The organism is Streptomyces qinglanensis (genome assembly GCF_900111245.1).
Taxonomy (GTDB): Bacteria; Actinomycetota; Actinomycetes; order Streptomycetales; family Streptomycetaceae; genus Streptomyces; species Streptomyces qinglanensis.
The window spans coordinates 130491-148075 of sequence record NZ_FOGO01000020.1 but is presented as its reverse complement, the minus strand read 5'-3'; the positions used below and the strand labels follow the sequence as shown (position 1 = coordinate 148075).

Below are 17585 nucleotides of genomic sequence, written 5' to 3'. Positions count from 1 at the left end.
CCGGCGGCGTGCCGGGCGGCTTCGACGGTGACGACGAAGAGGACGGGGATGACGGCGTGCATGCCCACGCCGAGCGGGTCGGGCCAGGCGGCGGCGCCGTTGAAGGCGATGGTGGCGGCCGTCAGCAGCCAGGCGGTCTGGCGCAGCAGCGGGAAGGGGATGCGGATCCAGGTCAGCAGCAGGTCCAGCGCGAGCAGCACGACGATGCCCGCGTCCACCCCGATGGGGAAGAACGGCGCGAACGCGCCGAAACCTTTCCGCTCGGCCAGATCACGGACCGCCGCGTAGGAGCCCGCGAAGCCGATCGCCGCGATCACCACAGCACCCGCCACCACGACGGCGATCAGTATGCGATGTATTCGGGTCAGTTGTACGCCCTGCACTGGAATTGTCCCCACCCTCGGAAACTGGCGGGCCCAGCCTGGCACATGCGGCGGGCCGGAACGCGCGCGGAGCCCGGCCCTCGGGCGGAGGGCCGGGCTCCGGTGCGGACCGTTCGGTGCGGACCGTCCGATGCGGACAGGGCCGGTGCGGCGGGTCCGGCACAGCAAGTGCGGACGGGGCCGGCACGGCGGCTGCGGTGCGCGGTCCGGCGCCGGTGCGGTCACCCGAGGCAGGTCCGCGCCGGTGCGGTCAGCCGGAGGCGGGTCCGCGCGGGTGCGGTCAGCCGGAGGCGGTCAGCCGATGTGCTCGACCGCCGCCTTGGCCGCCTTCTCGGCGCGCTTCTTCACCTCGTCGGCGTCGGGCTTCTTGGCGTCCTCGAACCCGGCGCCCTCGTAGTCGACGGTGACCACGACGTTGGCCGTGCGGGTCACCAGGCGTTCGGCGCGGTAGTCGGCCGACTTGCCCTTGGCGTCCTTCTTCTCCGTCTCGTAGACGACCGAGACCGCCTGGTCGCCGATGCCGGAAGTGTCGGACTTCTTGAGGTCCTTGTTGTCCTTGCTGCCGGTCTTCTCCTCGACCTGCTGCTTGAGATACTCCGCGGCGCGCTTGTCGCCGGAGCCGATCGACGGGTCGGAGTCGAAGCGCTTGAAGGAGAGCGTGAGCTGGCTGTAGTCGTACTTGTCCAGGCCGCTCCACAGGCAGCTGTTGGAGTCGTCGGCGTCTCCGGAGCCGACGCTCTTGCCCGAGGTGTCCTTGGTGCCGGGCACCAGGTCCTTCGCGGCCTTCTTGTCGAGGGTCTTGCAGGAGTCGGGCAGCTTCTTGTGCTTCGCGGGCGCCACGGTGGGGGACTTGCTCGCGGAGGCAGAGGGGGTGTCGGACCCGTTGTCCTTGTCGGAGTCCGAGGAGCAGCCGACCACCAGCAGGACGGGGAGCGCCGCTGCGGCGCAGGCGACTGCGTTCCGCACGGTCCTGCTCCGTCGAGGGGCGTTGCGCGGGGCGTTTCGGTGCATGGTTCCTTCGCTTCCGGGGTCTTCACCAGTTGTGCCGAGCCGGGAGTGGCCGCGGTGCTGTCGGAACGGTACGCGGCCCCCGGCGCGGCGCGGGCGTTTCGCGGCACTTCCGCAGCGTGTGACTGCCCACAGGTGGCGCGGGCCACAGTGCGGAGCGCCGCCGGGTGCGCGGTGCCGTGCGGGCCGCGGCGGATCAGTCCTCCTCGAACCGCCCGGCGAGCTGCTCGGCGAGCTTCCGTGCCTTCTTCTGGAGCTCGTGGCTGTCGGGGATCCGGTGCTTGTCGGTGACCCACTGGTCGTACTCGACGGTGGCGATCACGTTGGCTGTCCGGAAGACCAGAGTGATGTCCCGGTGCAGTCCGGAGTCGGCGGTGTGCAGCGCGTCGTCGAGGTAGGCGGCGTCGCCGATGCCCTCCAGGGGCCGGGGTGCCACGTCCTCCTCCGCGGTGGGGGAGGGGGTCTCGTCGGGGGCCTCGTCCGGGTCCGCCGAGCTGTCCGGCTCGTCGTCCCCGGCGGTGGGGGAGGCGTGGCCGTCGGGTGTCTTGCCGGGGCTCGGATCGCCGGAGGCGGGGCCGGGTGTGCCGCTGATCCCGGCCTTGCGTGCCTTCTCGCCGTACAGCCGCTCGGCCTGCTCGTCGTCGCTGATCGACGGGTCGTAGGAGACCACTCGCTCGAACTGGACGGACAGGTGGCGGGTGCCGACCGTGGTGGCGCTCTTCCAGCGGCAGCCCACGCTGCGGTCGGTGTCGTAGGTGGCGCTGGCCTCGCCCTCCAGCGGGTCGGGGCCGGTGCTGGGGGCGGCCGTGTTCTCCTCGCCGCTCTCGTCCTCGGCCGCCGCGGCGCCCGGGAGCATGTCCCGCAGACGGCTCCTGCCGGCCGTGCCGCACGGTTCGGGGAGGCTGTCGTATTTGCCGGGGGCCGCGGCCGAGGGGGAGGCGGAGGCGCTGCCGGGCTTGCCGTCCTTGTCGTCCTCGCCTCCGGAGGAGCCGGTGCAGCCCGTGACCGTGCCGGCGAGCGCGAGGACCAGCGCGGCACTGGTCGCGTACGACGCGAATCCCGCGCGCGTCGCATACCTCTTTGCCCTCCGCGGCACGGCCGGCCTCCTCATTCGGGGTTGTCGTCCGGATCCGGGACTGTGTCGTCCGGGGTCCGGTGGCTGTCATCCGGTCCGGGGATGTCGTCCGGGTCGTCCGGTTCGGGGTGCGCCCGAGGGGCGTTCCGCCGACGGGGTGACGGCACATGTCTACCGCACCCGTCGCTCGGACGTCCGGTTGCCCGGCCCCTATGGCGCGAGAAGTCGGCCTTTTCCCTTTCGCCGCTTTCCCGGTCCGCGGTGCCGCGCGCGGTTCCGGTGCAGCAGGGCGCGCGGTCAACATCGCGCTGTAGAAGGGGAGTTGATCGGTACCTCGGGTCTGTTGCGGGCATCTGATCGGACTACTTCGGGCCGAGTCGGGTAGCGGCCCTGCGAATCCATCGGAGGTTCGGCGGAAGGACAACGGGCAGACGTGAAGCAGCAGACGCAGGAGGCAGCCGCCTCCCAGGGGGGACCGACCGGGGGGCCGCGCACCGACCGGCTCGTGTTCGGTGTCACGGCGGTACTCACGCTCGCCTTCGTCGTCTGGGGAGCGGTCGGCACGGATTCACTCGCCGGCGTTTCGCAGAAGATGCTGAGCGGCACGATGCACAACGGTGGCTGGGCCTTCGTGCTCGCCGCCACCGGTTTCGTGATCTTCTCGCTGTGGCTGGCGTTCAGCCGCTACGGCAGGATCACCCTGGGCAAGGAGGGGGAAGAGCCCGAGTTCAGAACGGTCTCCTGGGTCGCGATGATGTTCAGCGCGGGCATGGGCATCGGGCTGATGTTCTACGGGGTGAGCGAGCCGCTGAGTCACTTCAGCACCGCTCCGCCCGGTACGGATCCGGCCAACGACGCGGAGCGCATGGAGACCTCGCTGGCCACCACGCTCTTCCACTGGACACTGCACCCGTGGGCGATCTACGCGGTCGTGGGCCTGGCCATTGCCTACAGCTGCTTCCGCCGGGGCAGGAGGCAGACGATCAGCGCGGTCTTCACGCCGCTGATCGGCGAGAAGGCGGCCAACGGCGGCTTCGGCAAGGTCATCGACATTCTGGCGATCTTCGCCACGCTCTTCGGCTCCGCCGCCTCGCTGGGGCTGGGCGCCCTGCAGATCGGCAGCGGGATGGAGGAGGTCGGCTGGGCGGAGAAGGTCGGTACCGGTGTGCTGGTCGCCATCATCGCCGTGCTGACCGTGGCCTTCGTGGCCTCCGCCGTCTCGGGTGTGGAGAAGGGCATCCAGTGGCTCTCCAACATCAACATGGTGCTGGCGGGGCTGCTCGTGCTCTTCCTCTTCGTGGCCGGCCCCACCATCCTGATGCTCAACCTGATACCGACCTCGCTCGGCGGCTTCGTCGGCGACCTGCCGCAACTGGTCGGCCGCACCGACGCCAGCAGCGGCAAGGGCGTCGCGGACTGGCTCTCCAGTTGGACGGTCTTCTACTGGGCCTGGTGGATCTCCTGGACGCCCTTCGTCGGCATGTTCATCGCCAGGATCAGCCGCGGCCGCACCATCCGGCAGTTCGTCGGCGGTGTGATCCTGGTGCCCAGCGTCGTGAGCCTGGTCTGGTTCGCGATCTTCGGCGGTACCGCGATGAAGCTCCAGTCCGGCGGCGTGGACCTGGCCGGTGCCGACTCCCAGGAGGCGCAGCTCTTCGGCGTGCTGCGGGAGTACCCGATCGCCGGTGTCACCAGCCTCGTCGTGATGATCCTGGTCGGCATCTTCTTCGTCTCCGGGGCCGACGCCGCCTCGATCGTGATGGGCACCCTCTCGCAGAAGGGAACGATGGAGCCCAGCCGGACCGTGGTCATCGTCTGGGGCGTACTGACCGGTGCCGTCGGCGCGGTCATGCTGATGATCGGCGGTGGCGGTGACGAGGCGCTGGAAGGACTCAAGAACCTCACCATCCTGGTGGCGGTCCCCTTCACCCTGGTGATGGTCGGCCTGTGTGTGGCGCTGACCAAGGACCTGCGCCGGGACCCGGTCATCATCCGCAGCGAGCGCGGCGAGGAAGCCGTCGGCAGCGCCGTCGTCGCGGGCAACGAGCAGTACGGCGGCGACTTCGAGTTCCGGATCGGCCCCGTCGACCCCGGGGCGCCCAGGCCGGCGGCCGAGACCCTGGACCCGGAGGTGGCCCGGGCCGTGAACGAGGCGGGGGCTGCGGATCCCGGCGAGCGGACCGGCGCCGACCGTGAGGAGGCCGGCGCCGACCGCGAGGAGGCCGGGAGAGGCGCGGGGAACCGGGACTGATCCCGCACCGCGCCGCTCGCCCGCGTGTCCTCGCCCGGCGGGTCCCGCCACCGGTCAGCTGGTGGCGGGACGCGGTGTCCTGCGGGGTGCCGGGGTCCGACGAGAGCCCGGTGTGCTGCGGGGTGCCCGGGTCCTGCACGGGGCCGGTGTGCAGGGGGCCTGCGAGGTTCCGGTGTCCGGCGCCGTGCCGGTCCTGCGGGGCGCCCGGGAGGTCAGGGCCACACCAGGCAGTACGCCTGGTGCCCCGCCTCGTGCAGCCGGTCGGAGAAGTCCTGCCAGCGGTGCAGGAGCTGGTAGACGTTGAAGGCGTCCTGCGGGCCCGCGCGGTCGGGGACCGTGGACCAGATGAAGGCGGCCGCGCCCACCGTCTCCTCGCCGATGCCGCGGAGCGGGTCCACGACCGTCATCGGGAGCTTGACGACCGCGTAGTCCGGGTGCAGCACGACGAGTTCCAGCGGGGGGACCCGGTGCAGCGGTATCCCCTCGATCCCCGTCAGCACCATGGCCGCCATCGTCTCGGGCTTGATCTTGGTGAACATGCCCTGGCCCAGCTCGTCCCCGCCCAGTTCCTCGGGGCGCATCGAGATGGGCACGCGTGCGGCCGTGGCACCGTCCGGTGCCCCGAAGTACTTGTAGGTCACCCCCACTCGGCCGCCACCCCTGCTGCTCCTGGTCTTCGCCGTGCTCCCGATACCCGCGAGGCCGCTGCCGTGCACCGTACCGCTGCCGCTGGTGGTGCTGCCGCCGGTGACGCCGCCCGCCGCTCCGCTCTCGGACGGTGCGCACCCGCCCGCCGTTCCCCCGTCCATCGCACCGCTGTTCGCGCCGCTCCCCGCCGCCGTTCCGTCCTCGGCCGCGGCGCGCCTGTGGCGCCCCTGGGCCCGCTCCGGGCCGGTCTCCGAGTGGCCGGGCTCCTCTCCCAGTCCGCCACCGCGATGCATGTCACCACCCGACTGCTCATCCGGGCCGCACAGCCGTCCCCGTGCGGCCCGATCATCGTGTCAGAGACCTCCCCGTCCCGCGGAGCGTGAAACGCCCCCGGCCCCCGGCACGGGGGGCTCTGACACCATGGCTTTCGTGACTTACTCCTACAGCGCCCCAGTATCGCAGTCGCTCTTCGACCGCGCCGCCGCCGTGACACCAGGAGGCGTGAACTCTCCGGTCCGCGCCTTCCGCGGCGTGGGCGGAACGCCCCGGTTCATGGTGTCCGGTTCCGGTCCCTACCTGACGGACGCGGACGGCCGGGAGTACGTCGACCTGGTCTGCTCCTGGGGGCCGATGATCCTCGGCCACGCGCACCCCGAGGTGACGGATGCGGTGCGCAAGGCCGTGGAGCGCGGCACCTCCTTCGGCACGCCCGTCGAGGACGAGGTGGCGCTCGCCGAGGAGATCGTGCACCGGATCGACCCGGTCGAGCAGGTGCGGCTGGTCTCCTCGGGCACCGAGGCGACCATGTCGGCGATCCGGCTGGCGCGCGGGTTCACCGGCCGCTCCAAGGTCGTCAAGTTCGCCGGGTGCTACCACGGGCACGTCGACTCGCTGCTCGCCGCGGCCGGGTCCGGGGTCGCCACCCTGGGCCTGCCGGACACCCCGGGCGTCACCGGGGCGCAGGCCGGCGACACGATCGTGCTGCCGTACAACGACCTGGACGCGGTCCGCGAGGCGTTCGCCGCGCACCCCCGGGAGATCGCCTGCGTGATCACCGAGGCGTCGCCCGGCAACATGGGCATCGTCCCGCCGCTGCCGGCGGCCGACGGGCGGCCCTCCTTCAACCAGGGGCTCGCCGACCTGTGCCGGGCTGACGGCGCGCTGTTCGTCTCCGACGAGGTGATGACCGGCTTCCGCGCCTCGCCGCACGGCTGGTACGGCCTCGACGGCGTCACACCCGATCTGATGACCTTCGGCAAGGTGATGGGCGGCGGCTTCCCGACGGCCGCGTTCGGCGGGCGCAAGGACGTGATGGACCACCTGGCACCGGCAGGGCCGGTCTACCAGGCGGGCACGCTCTCCGGGAACCCGGTCGCCACCGCGGCCGGACTGGCCCAACTGCGGCTGCTGGCCGCCGACGGCTTCGCCGCGCACGGCGTGGTGGACGCCGCCGCCCGGCAGGTGCGGCAGCTCGCCACCGAGGCGCTGGCCAAGGAGGGCGTGGCGCACACGGTGCAGACGGCGGGCAGCATGTTCTCCGTCTTCTTCGGCGACTTCGGCGACGCGGGCGTCACCGACTACGCGGCGGCCAGGCGGCAGGAGTCCTTCCGCTTCACCGCGTTCTTCCACTCGATGCTCGCCCAGGGCGTCTACCTGCCACCCTCCGGATTCGAGGCATGGTTCCTCTCCGCGGCGCACGACGAGCGCGCGCTGGAGCGGGTGGCCGACGCGCTGCCCGCCGCCGCCCGCGCCGCGGCCGAGGCGGTGCCGGCATGAGCGAGCGCCTGGACGGCGCGGCCCCCGCGGCCGGCGCCGACGACAAGACCGTCACCGTCGTGCACGTGATGCGGCACGGCGAGGTCGACAACCCCGAGGGCATCCTCTACGGGCGACTGGCCGGATACCACCTCTCCGACCTGGGCCGCCGGATGGCCGACCGGGTCGCCGAACACCTGGAGGGGCGCGACATCACCTGCGTGCTCGCCTCCCCGCTGGAGCGCGCCCAGGAGACGGCGGCGCCGATCGCCAAGGCGCACGGCCTCGACATCGGCACCGACGAGCGGCTGATCGAGGCGGGGAACGTCTTCCAGGGCAAGACCTTCGGCGTCGGCGACGGCGCGCTGCGCAAACCGGAGAACTGGCGCCACCTGCGCAACCCCTTCCGGCCCTCCTGGGGCGAGCCGTACCTGGACCAGGTCGTCCGGATGCGGAGCGCGATCGAGCACGCCAAGGACGCGGCACGCGGCCACGAGGCCGTCTGCGTCAGCCACCAGTTGCCGATCTGGATCCTGCGCAGCTTCGTCGAGCGCCGCAGGCTCTGGCACGACCCGCGCCGCCGCCAGTGCACGCTCGCCTCGCTGACCAGCTTCACCTTCCTCGGGGACCGCATCGTCTCGGTCGGCTACTCCGAGCCGGCCCGGGACCTGGTGCCCGCGCATCTGCGGGCGGGAGGCAAGCGGCCCAAGGGTGCGGCCAAGGGCGCACAGGGCCGGGGCGCGGGCGCCTGAGCCCGGTGCGGGCCGCCGGGCCCGCCGCGGGTCGGGGACCGGCCGTCCGACCTGCGCGGGAACCGGGCCCGCGAGGTCAGCAGGGGGGTGCGGAAGATCCCTCATACGCGCATGCGAAACTTTTCACATGAGCCAGATCCGCGCCTCCCGCCGCCGCACCGTCCTGCTGGCTGCCGGGGTCGCCGCCGGTGCGCTGCTGCTGTCCGCCTGCGGTGACGAGCAGACGGGTTCGTCCTCGGGCGACACCAAGTTCGTCCAGGGGACGGGGGAGATCACCGAGGTCCCGAAGTCCCGGCGCTCCTCGGTTCCCGACCTGTCGGGCCCCTCGGTGGACGGCAAGGAGCTGAAGCTCTCCGACTTCGAGGGCAAGGTCGTCGTGCTGAACGTGTGGGGCTCCTGGTGCAGCCCCTGCCGCGCCGAGGCACCGAACCTCGCCAAGGTCGCCCGGGACACCGAGGACCAGGGCGTCCAGTTCGTCGGCATCAACACCCGCGACCTGGACAAGGCCAACGCCAAGGCGTTCGAGCGGAACTACGACATCGACTACCCGAGCTTCTACGACCCCAGCGGCAAGCTCATCCTCAAGTTCCCCAAGAACACGCTCTCGCCGCAGGCCATCCCCTCCACCCTGATCCTCGACAAGGACGGCAAGGTCGCGGTGCGAGCCCTGAAGGAACTGAGCGAGAAGGAGCTGCGCTCCGCGCTCGACCCCCTGATCGACGCGAAGTGACCGCCCCATGATCTCCCTCGCGGCCACGGGAATGAACGGCACCGTCTACAGCGGCGCCCTGCTGCTGGCCCTGCCCGTCGCGCTGCTGGGCGGACTGGTCTCGTTCTTCTCCCCCTGCGTGCTGCCGCTGGTGCCCGGCTACCTCTCCTACGTCACCGGGGTCAGCGGTACCGACCTGGCCGAAGCCCGGCGCGGCCGGATGTTCCTGGGCGCGGGCCTGTTCGTGCTCGGTTTCACGGCCGTCTTCGTCTCCGGCGGCGCCCTCTTCGGCGGTTTCGGCGCCACGCTCCAGGAGCACCGCACCCTCATCTCGCGGGTGCTGGGCGGTCTGACGATCGTGCTCGGGTTCGCCTTCATGGGCGCCCTCGGCCCGCTGACCCGCTTCACCCAGCGGGAGGTGCGGATCCACAAGCGGCCCGCGATCGGGCTGGCAGGGGCGCCGATGCTCGGGGTGCTCTTCGGCATCGGCTGGACGCCGTGCATCGGGCCCACGCTCGCCGCCGTCCTCACGCTCTCCTCGGACCAGGCCAGCGCCGGGCGCGGTGCGCTGCTGACGGTGGCCTACTGCCTGGGCCTGGGGGTGCCGTTCGTCGTCGCCGCGCTCGCCTTCCGCCGTGCGCTGGGTGCGTTCGGCTGGGTGAAGCAGCACTACGCGTGGGTGATGCGGATCGGCGGCGGGATGCTCGTCGCCGTCGGCGTGCTGCTCGTCACAGGCATCTGGGACCGGATCGTCTACGAGATCACGGTCTGGTCGTCCGACTTCACGGTGGGGATCTGATCCATGAGCACGACCGGTACCGGCAAGGGTGCCGCCGACGCGGCGGCCGACGAGGCCGGTGAGGCGACGGAGACGGCCGAGGCCCGCGGCAGTGCGGGTGCGGCGGCCGACTCCGGGGCCGAGTCCGGGAGCGAGTCCGCGGCCGACTCCGGGAGCGAGCGCGCGGCCGCGGCCCAGCTCTCGACCGCGCCCGGCGAGGAGAAGCTGAACGTTCCCTCGCTCGGCCCGCTGGGCTGGCTGCGCTGGTTCTGGCGGCAGCTCACCTCGATGCGGGTGGCGCTGATCCTGCTCTTCCTGCTGTCGCTGGGCGCCATACCGGGCTCGATCATCCCGCAGACGCCGGTGGACGCGCTCAAGGTCGAGCAGTTCCGCGCCGACCACACCACTCTCGCGCCGCTCTACGACAAGCTCCAGCTCTTCGACGTCTACACGTCGGTCTGGTTCTCGGCGATCTACATCCTGCTGTTCGTCTCGCTGATCGGCTGCATCGTGCCGCGCACCTGGCAGTTCGTCGGCCAGTTGCGCGCCCGGCCGCCGCGCGCCCCGCGCCGGCTGGACCGGATGCCGGTCTACACGACCTGGCGCACCGCGGCGGAGCCGGAGGAGACGCTGGCGGCGGCCCGTTCGCTGCTGCGGCGCAGGCGGTTCCGCACCCACCGGGACGGCTCGGGCGGAGGCGCGGTCGCCTCCGAGAAGGGCTATCTGCGCGAGGTGGGCAACCTCCTGTTCCACATCGCGCTCATCGTGCTGCTGCTGGCCTTCGCCTCGGGGCAGTTGTTCAAGTCCGAGGGACGCAAGCTGATCGTGCAGGGCGACGGGTTCTCCAACGTCCTCACCCAGTACGACGACTTCCAGTCCGGCTCGCTCTTCAGCGCCGACATGCTCGACCCCTTCGCCTTCCGGCTGAAGGCGTTCCACGCCACCTACGAGGAGAGCGGTCCCAACAAGGGCACCCCGCGCGACTACCGCGCCGACATCGCCTTCGCCAAGGGCGCCGACGGTACGGAGCGGGACGAGACCATCAAGGTGAACCATCCGCTGAAGGTCGGCTCGTCCAAGATCTACCTGATCGCCAACGGCTACGCGCCCGTGGTCACCGTCAAGGACGGGAAGGGCAACATCGCCTATCGCGGCCCGGTGCCCTTCCTCCAGCAGGACAACAACCAGACCTCCAGCGGAGTGGTGAAGGTCACCGACTACCTGGACGCGAAGGGCCGCAAGGACCAGCTCGGCTTCCAGGGCTTCTTCGTCCCCGACTTCCAGCCGAGCAGCGGCACCATGTTCTCCCAGTCACCGAGCCTGAAGAACCCGGCGATGTTCCTGACCGCCTACCACGGCAACCTGGGTGTGGACGGCGGACCGGCGCAGAACGTGTACCAGCTGGACACGGACAACATGACCAAGTTCAAGGACAAGGACGGCGGTCCGTTCGCCGAGAAGCTCGTCCCCGGCTCCACCATGAAGCTCCCGAACGGTGCCGGGAGCCTCACCTTCGACGGCGTCAAGAAGTGGGCGAACTTCCAGGTCTCCCACCAGGTGGGCAACGGCTGGGCACTGGGCGGGGCGCTCACCGCCATCGCCGGACTCGCGGGTTCCCTGTTCATCCAGCGCCGCCGGGTCTGGGTGCGGGCCTACGCCGCGGAGGACGGGCGCACGGTCGTCGAGATGGCGGCGCTCGGCCGCAGCGAGTCGGCCCGACTGCCGGACGAACTCGCCTCGCTCGCCACCGACATGCAGGCCGCGGCCCCCGTCGCGGCCGAGTCCTCCGCCGCGGATGCCGCGAGCGAGGGCGCCCCGAGCACGGACCCCGCGTCCGCGGATGCCGCGTCCGCGGATGCCGCGTCCGAGGATGCCGCGTCCGCGGACGCCCCCGCGGACAGCGCCGCCGCGCCGGACCCCGCCGATCCTGCTGAAGCCCCCGAAGGAGCAGGCAAGTGAACCTCCTCGCAGCCGAGCCGAACGAGCAGCTCGCGCACGTCAGCAACTATCTGATCTATTCGGCGATGGCCGTCTACGTGCTGGCCTTCTGCGCCTACATCGCCGAATGGACCTTCGGCTCCCGCAGCAAGGTGGGCCGCACGGCCGCCGCGCTGACCCGGAAGGACCCGGCGGACGCGGCCGTTCCCGGTCAGCAGCCCGCCGCGGGAGCGCGGAGCGCGGAACAGGGCGGCGGCACGGCGGTGCTGGAGAAGCCCGCACCGCCGAAGATCGTGACCCGCTCCGGCAGCGGCCGGCGCGGCGACCTGCCGGACGGCCCCGGGGCCGCGGCGGGCGACGAGCAGGGCGACACCTACGGGCGGATCGCCGTCTCGCTGACGGTGCTCTCCTTCCTGCTGCACTTCGCCGGGGTGCTGACCCGTTCGCTGTCGGTGCAGCGTGCCCCCTGGGGCAACATGTACGAGTTCTCGACCGCCTTCTCGATGGTGGCCGTCGGCGCGTACCTGGCCCTGCTGCTGGCGAAGAAGAACGTCCGCTGGATCGGGCTGCCGCTGGTCACCACCGTCCTGCTGGACCTGGGGCTGGCCGTCACCGTGCTGTACACGGACAGCGACCAGTTGGTGCCCGCGCTCCACTCGTACTGGCTGTGGATCCACGTCTCGCTCGCCATCACCTGCGGCGCACTGCTCTACCTCGGGTTCGTCGGTTCCGCGCTCTACCTGTTCCGGGATGCGTACGAGACGCAGTTGCTGGCGGGACGCAAGCCCGGCGCCGTGCGGTCCTCGATCATGGAGCGGCTGCCGTCGGCTGCCTCGCTCGACAAGTTCGCCTACCGGATCAACGCGACGGTCTTCCCCTTCTGGACCTTCACCATCGTGGCGGGCGCCATCTGGGCCGGTGACGCCTGGGGCCGCTACTGGGGCTGGGACCCGAAGGAGGTCTGGTCGTTCATCACCTGGGTCGCCTACGCTTGCTATCTGCACGCGCGCGCCACTGCGGGTTGGAAGGGACGCAAGGCGGCATATCTCGCACTTCTCGCCTTCGCTTGTTTCCTTTTCAACTATTACGGTGTGAATATCTTCTTCAACGGCAAGCACTCGTACGCGGGTATCTGAGGGGCCTGACCCCCGCATCCGGGGTGAAGGTGGAGCTATGAGCACCGAGGGCCTGGCAGGGACCACCGCGTACGGCATCCCGTACGGCACGGCGCGGAGCGGTCCCGGCGGCGCCGCACACACGGTCGGCTTCGAGCTGGCGTTCCCGCACCCGCTGGAGAGCGTGTGGGCGGCGGTCGCCACCCCCGCCGGGCTGCGCGGCTGGCTCGCCGCGGCCGACCCCTTCGAACCCGGCCCCGGCGGCGCGGTGACCCTGCACTGGTGGAACGGGGAGCCCGCCGCGGGCGCCGACGGCCCGCAGGAGCTGGCCACCCCCGGGCGGATCACCGCCTGGTCGCGGCGCCGCCTGGCGGAGTACACGGTCGACGCGCGCGGCTCCTTCGGCTTCACCCTGCGCGGGTCCGTGGACGACGACCACACCCGGGTCCGGTTCCGCAACGACTTCACCGCCGACGCCGGGCGGCTCCACGAAGTCCTCGCCCGGTGGCACGAGCACTTCGAGCTGCTCCAGGACGAGCTGCGCGGACAGCCGACGGACTGGGCGTCCCGGACGGCGGAGCGCTTCACGGCCCTCCGGGACGACTACGCGCGGCGCTGCTAGCGCGGAGCACGTAGCGCGGCAGCACGCTGTTCCGCGGGCTGAGGCGCCCGTCGGCGCGACTCCCGTGCCCACTCGCGCCGCCCGGACCGTGCGGGCCTCCGGAGCGGAACTCCCGGGGCCTCCGGGAGAGGGCGGCCCCCGCCCGGTCAGCCGTCGTCGCGGTCCTTGCGGTTGGGCAGCTCGTCCTCGTCGCGCGGGGACTCGCGGCGCTGCTCCGGGGCAGGGTCCGGAGCCGGTTCCGGAGCCGGTTCCGGGGCCGGAGGCGCGTCGGTGGAGGCATGCGTACCGGGAGCCGGGGACTCGTTCAGGGACTTCAGGAAGTCCGGGTTGTCGTCCGGGGCGACCCAGCGCCGCTCGTCGGGGCGGGTCGCGCCGTAGGGCGCGTTGCGCCGCGGCCGGCCCACCGCGAACCAGGCCACGGGCCCCAGCAGCACCTGCCCGAAGAGCAGGATGATGATGACCCACGCCACCTTCGGCAGCTTGCGGACCTCGTTCTCGGGCGTGTTGAGGCAGTCGATGAACGCGTAGATCCACACGGCCAGGATCAAGAGGAACGGGAGATACCTGAGCACGCGGAACGCCCCCTGGGTGCGAGATGCCGCCGGACGGATGCGGGGTGCGGGGCCCGCTCGGCGGGTCCCCACGAGCCAAGCGTAATGGCCCCGGCGCGGCCCCCGGCGCTCAGGGCGCGGGCATCGGGGAGGATACTGAGACGTATGGCATACGACGATCTCCGCTCGCTCCTGCGAGCACTGGAGCGTGACCGCGACCTGGTGCGGGTCAAGGCCGAGGTCGATCCCCATCTGGAGGTCGGGGAGCTCGTCGACCGGGTGAACAAGGCGGGCGGCCCGGCACTTCTGTTCGAGAACGTCAAGGGCTCGGACATGCCGCTGGCGATGAACGTCTACGGCACCGACCGCCGGCTGCTCAAGGCGCTCGGCCTGGACTCCTACGACGAGATCGGCGCGAAGATCGGCGGTCTGCTCAAGCCCGAGCTGCCGCAGGGCTTCGTCGGCTTCCGGGAGGCGTTCGGGAAGCTCGGCGCGATGTCGCACGTCCCGCCGCGGAAGGTGAAGGACGCGCCCGTCCAGGAAGTCGTCCAGCAGGGCGACGAGGTGGACCTGGAGCGGCTGCCCGCGCTGTTCACCTGGCCCGAGGACGGCGGCTCGTTCTTCAACCTGGGCCTCACCCACACCAAGGACCCCGAGACCGGTGTCCGCAACCTGGGGCTCTACCGGCTCCAGCGGCACGACCGCCGCACCATCGGGATGCACTGGCAGATCCACAAGGACAGCCGCAACCACTACCAGGTCGCGGCGCGGCGCGGCGAGAAGCTGCCCGTCGCCATCGCCTTCGGCTGCCCGCCCGCCGTGACCTACGCCTCCACCGCACCGCTCCCCGCGGACATCGACGAGTACCTGCTGGCGGGCTTCCTCCAGGGCAAGCGGGTGGAGATGGTGGACTGCAAGACCGTCCCGCTCCAGGTGCCCGCCGCCGCCGAGGTGGTGCTGGAGGGCTGGCTGGAGCCGGGCGAGCTGCGCCCGGAGGGCCCGTTCGGCGACCACACGGGCTTCTACACGCCGCAGGAACTCTTCCCCGCCCTGACCATCGACTGCGTCACCACCCGGAAGCGGCCGCTGCTCCAGTCCATCGTGGTGGGCCGCCCGCCGACCGAGGACGGGCCGCTGGGCCGGGCCACGGAGCGGTTCTTCCTGCCGCTGCTGAAGGTCATCGTGCCCGACATCGTCGACTACCACCTGCCCGAGTCCGGCGGCTTCCACAACTGCGCGATCGTGGCCATCGACAAGCGCTACCCCAAGCACGCGCAGAAGGTGATGCACGCCGTCTGGGGCGCGCACATGATGTCGCTGACCAAACTCATCGTCGTGGTGGACAAGGACTGCGACGTGCGGAACCTGCACGAGGTCTCCTGGCGGGCGCTGGGCAACGTGGACTACGCGCGCGACCTCACGGTGGCCGAAGGCCCCGTCGACCACCTCGACCACGCCTCCTACCAGCAGTTCTGGGGCGGCAAGGCGGGCATCGACGCGACCCGCAAGCTGCCCGAGGAGGGGTACACGCGGGACGGCGGCTGGCCCGGGATGATCGAGTCGGACCCGCGGGTGGCCGAGCTGGTCAGCCGCCGCTGGAAGGAGTACGGCCTGTGAGCGGGACCGGTGCCCGGCCACGGGCCGGGGAAGCGCACGCGGCGGCCGGGCCGCGGGCGGTGCGGCCGGCCCGGTGGCGGGCGGCCGCGGGAGCGAGCGAGGGGATGCTGTGAGCAGCACGGCTGAGGGCGTACTCGGACCGGGACCGGGGGCCGATGTCGGCCGCGTGCGGGCCTTCCTCCGGCTCGTCGTCATCGAGCACTCGGTCTTCGCGCTGCCGTTCGCCTACATCGCCGCGCTCTCCGCGATGTTCCGCGAGAGCCGCAGCATCCACTGGTGGCAGCTGTTCCTGGTGACCGTCGCCATGGTGGGGATGCGGACGTTCGCGATGGCGGCCAACCGGATCATCGACCGCGAGATCGACGCCCGCAACCCGCGCACCGCGGGCCGGGAACTGGTCACCGGTGCGGTCTCGGTCCGGACGGCCTGGACGGGCGCCGTCGTGGCGCTCGCGGTCTTCCTGGGCGCGGCGGCGCTGCTGAACCCGCTGTGCCTGGCCCTGGCGCCGCTCGCCGTGCTGCCGATGGTGGTCTACCCGTACGGGAAGCGCTTCACCGACTACCCGCACGCCATCCTCGGGATCGCCCAGGCCATCGGGCCCATCGGCGCGTGGATCGCGGTCACCGGCGCCTGGTCGTGGGACGCCGCGGTGCTCGGGCTGGCCGTGGGCATCTGGATCGGGGGCTTCGACCTGATCTACGCCTGCCAGGACGTGACGGCCGACCGCGCCAACGGGGTGCGGTCCGTGCCGGCGCGCTTCGGCACCGCGGCCGCGCTGCACGCCACCCGCGCCGCACACCTGGTCACGGTCGGCCTGCTGGTCGGCTTCGGGCTGCTCACCCACGCGGGCGTGTTCTTCTGGCTGGGCCTGGTGATCGTCGCGGGCGCCTTCGTCTACGAGCACACCCTCGTGCGCCCCCGCGACCTCTCCCGCCTCAACCGCGCCTTCTTCCAGGTCAACAGTTTCATCGGGATCGCCCTGTTCGGGTGTGCTCTGCTGGATCTGGCGGTGCGCGGGCTGGGTCTCTGACTAGCCTGCCCCTCCACTATCGGGAGCAGGGAAGGGAGCGCCGTGCCGATCTCGGAGACCGACCGCCTGCACTCGCAGCTCAGCCGGCTGGAGGACCAGTTCCCTGGCTTCCGGACGGAGATCGTGGGGGGCACCATCATGGTGAGTCCGGTCAGGCCGTTCCACGGCAGGACGATCCGACTTCTGGAGAACACGTTCGAGGCGCAGCTCGGAACGGAGTGGGCCTGCATCTCGGACGTCACCTTCGTCTTCTCCGCCGCCGACGAGCTCTGCCCCGACATCGCGCTGGTCCCGCGGGCGGAGGCGGACCGCAACCTCAGCGCGTACCCGCCGGACCTGATCGAGCTGGCCGTGGAGGTCGTGTCGCCCAGCAGCGTCCGGCACGACTACGTGGTCAAGGACAGGCTGTACGCGCAGCGCGGGATCGCCCGGTACCTGATCTTCGATCCGTACCGCGCCGAGTGCACCACCCTGTGGCACCCGGGCCCGGACGGCTACCGGGGCCGGGACGTGGTCCCGTACGGCAAGCCCGTCGAGCTGGCCCTGGAGATCGGCGAGGTGCGGATCGAGACGGACGAGCTGCCCGTCGACCGGGAGACCCGCACCCAGCCCCCCGGCGTCTGACGCGTCCTCCCCGGTCCCGGACGGGGTCTCAGTGCCAGGCGGGCTTGGCCTCGCCCAGGGCGCGGGGCTCGGCGGTGAGGCGGGCGGCGAGGACGCCGCCGATCAGGCCGAAGAGGTGACCCTGCCAGGAGATGCCGGAATCGGTGGGCAGGACGCCCCACAGCAGGGAGCCGTAGAAGACGGCGACGACCGTGCCCAGCGCCACGTCGGTGATGCGGCGGTCCACGAAGCCGCGGGCGACCAGATAGCCGAAGAGGCCGAAGATCAGCCCGGAGGCGCCCGCGGTGTTGCTGCCCGCCGGGGCGATCAGCCAGACGCCCAGACCGCTCACCACGACGATGATCGCGGCGACGGCGAGGAAGCGTCCCACCCCGCGCAGTGCCGCCAGGAAGCCCAGCACCAGCAGCGGCAGCGTGTTGGCCATCAGGTGCTCGAATCCGAAGTGCATGAAGGCGCTGGGGACGACGTCCACCAGCTCCCCGACGCGCCGCGGCTGGATTCCGAACGAGTCCAGCGCGTTGCCCGACGCCTGGTCCACGGCCTCCAGCACCCACAGCAGCGCCACCCAGGCGACGATCAGCTTGCCGGCCGCCATCGCTCTGGCGCCGCCGGAGCCGTCCGAGCCCTTCGCCATGCCCGCCTCCTTCACGAGGAGCGTCCCCCGCAGAACCTCGTCCGTGTCCCGTCACGCTGTACAACGGCGTACGGCGTGTCGGCGGTTCCCGGCCT

The 17585-nt window shown here is 71.6% G+C and carries 17 protein-coding genes; 11 read left to right on the top strand and 6 right to left on the bottom strand.

Annotated elements, in window-relative coordinates:
* From BMX65_RS30165 to BMX65_RS30155, 3 genes are all read right to left on the bottom strand, one after another.
* Positions 1–383: DUF2637 domain-containing protein (locus BMX65_RS30165; protein WP_177214382.1), on the bottom strand; the 383-nt coding region annotated here is incomplete at its 3' end.
* Positions 384–677: 294 nt separating this feature from the next.
* Positions 678–1349, bottom strand: a complete 672-nt coding sequence (locus BMX65_RS30160; RefSeq protein ID WP_239502200.1) for a DUF3558 domain-containing protein — start codon at positions 1347–1349, stop codon at positions 678–680.
* A gap of 238 nt (positions 1350–1587) precedes the next feature.
* Positions 1588–2487, bottom strand: a complete 900-nt coding sequence (locus tag BMX65_RS30155) for a hypothetical protein (RefSeq protein ID WP_075003530.1) — start codon at positions 2485–2487, stop codon at positions 1588–1590.
* A gap of 412 nt (positions 2488–2899) precedes the next feature.
* Here BMX65_RS30155 and BMX65_RS30150 point away from each other — a divergent pair, with 412 nt between their 5' ends.
* Positions 2900–4717, top strand: coding sequence for a BCCT family transporter (locus tag BMX65_RS30150; protein WP_075003529.1), 1818 nt, complete (start codon positions 2900–2902; stop codon positions 4715–4717).
* A 212-nt stretch (positions 4718–4929) separates the two neighbouring features.
* Here the strand turns inward: BMX65_RS30150 and BMX65_RS33840 are convergent, their stop codons facing one another.
* Complete coding sequence (locus tag BMX65_RS33840; protein WP_239502199.1) at positions 4930–5658, bottom strand: hypothetical protein; 729 nt, start codon at positions 5656–5658, stop codon at positions 4930–4932.
* Between the two features lie 127 nt (positions 5659–5785).
* On the opposite strand from BMX65_RS33840, the gene hemL reads away from it, so the two are divergent.
* The 7 genes from hemL (at position 5786) to BMX65_RS30110 (ending at position 13034) form a co-directional block, all read left to right on the top strand.
* Positions 5786–7141, top strand: a complete 1356-nt coding sequence (hemL, locus tag BMX65_RS30140; protein WP_075003528.1) for a glutamate-1-semialdehyde 2,1-aminomutase — start codon at positions 5786–5788, stop codon at positions 7139–7141.
* Positions 7138–7872 (top strand): histidine phosphatase family protein, encoded by a 735-nt coding sequence (locus BMX65_RS30135; protein ID WP_075003527.1) that lies wholly within the window; start codon positions 7138–7140, stop codon positions 7870–7872. The genes hemL and BMX65_RS30135 overlap by 4 nt, the downstream gene beginning before the upstream one ends.
* Positions 7873–7999: 127 nt before the next feature.
* On the top strand, positions 8000–8602 hold the full coding sequence (locus BMX65_RS30130) for a TlpA family protein disulfide reductase (RefSeq protein WP_075003526.1): 603 nt from the start codon (positions 8000–8002) through the stop codon (positions 8600–8602).
* Between the two features lie 7 nt (positions 8603–8609).
* Positions 8610–9380, top strand: a complete 771-nt coding sequence (locus tag BMX65_RS30125; RefSeq protein WP_075003525.1) for a cytochrome c biogenesis CcdA family protein — start codon at positions 8610–8612, stop codon at positions 9378–9380.
* Between the two features lie 3 nt (positions 9381–9383).
* Positions 9384–11318 carry a cytochrome c biogenesis protein ResB gene (gene resB, locus BMX65_RS30120; RefSeq protein ID WP_075003524.1) on the top strand — a complete coding sequence of 645 codons (1935 nt, stop codon included), beginning with the start codon at positions 9384–9386 and terminating at the stop codon, positions 11316–11318.
* Positions 11315–12433 (top strand): c-type cytochrome biogenesis protein CcsB, encoded by a 1119-nt coding sequence (gene ccsB, locus BMX65_RS30115; RefSeq protein WP_075003523.1) that lies wholly within the window; start codon positions 11315–11317, stop codon positions 12431–12433. The genes resB and ccsB overlap by 4 nt, the downstream gene beginning before the upstream one ends.
* 37 nt (positions 12434–12470) lie before the next feature.
* Entirely contained in the window at positions 12471–13034 is a 564-nt protein-coding gene (locus tag BMX65_RS30110; protein ID WP_075003522.1) for an SRPBCC family protein, read from the top strand.
* A 146-nt stretch (positions 13035–13180) separates the two neighbouring features.
* On the opposite strand, the gene BMX65_RS30105 is transcribed toward BMX65_RS30110, so the two are convergent.
* On the bottom strand, positions 13181–13606 hold the full coding sequence (locus tag BMX65_RS30105; protein ID WP_079172147.1) for a PLD nuclease N-terminal domain-containing protein: 426 nt from the start codon (positions 13604–13606) through the stop codon (positions 13181–13183).
* Between the two features lie 144 nt (positions 13607–13750).
* Between BMX65_RS30105 and BMX65_RS30100 the strand changes: the two genes are divergently transcribed.
* From BMX65_RS30100 to BMX65_RS30090, 3 genes are all read left to right on the top strand, one after another.
* Entirely contained in the window at positions 13751–15202 is a 1452-nt protein-coding gene (locus BMX65_RS30100) for a menaquinone biosynthesis decarboxylase (RefSeq protein ID WP_075003520.1), read from the top strand.
* Between the two features lie 109 nt (positions 15203–15311).
* Positions 15312–16232, top strand: coding sequence for a menaquinone biosynthesis prenyltransferase MqnP (mqnP, locus tag BMX65_RS30095; protein WP_075003519.1), 921 nt, complete (start codon positions 15312–15314; stop codon positions 16230–16232).
* Between the two features lie 42 nt (positions 16233–16274).
* A complete protein-coding gene (locus BMX65_RS30090; RefSeq protein WP_075003518.1) occupies positions 16275–16856 on the top strand; it encodes a Uma2 family endonuclease in 582 nt (193 codons plus the stop codon).
* Positions 16857–16884: 28 nt separating this feature from the next.
* On the opposite strand, the gene BMX65_RS30085 is transcribed toward BMX65_RS30090, so the two are convergent.
* The gene (locus BMX65_RS30085; RefSeq protein ID WP_019354128.1) at positions 16885–17490 is read right to left on the bottom strand and encodes a rhomboid family intramembrane serine protease; all 606 of its coding nucleotides are present in this window, start codon (positions 17488–17490) and stop codon (positions 16885–16887) included.
* Between the last annotated feature and the right edge of the window lie 95 nt (positions 17491–17585).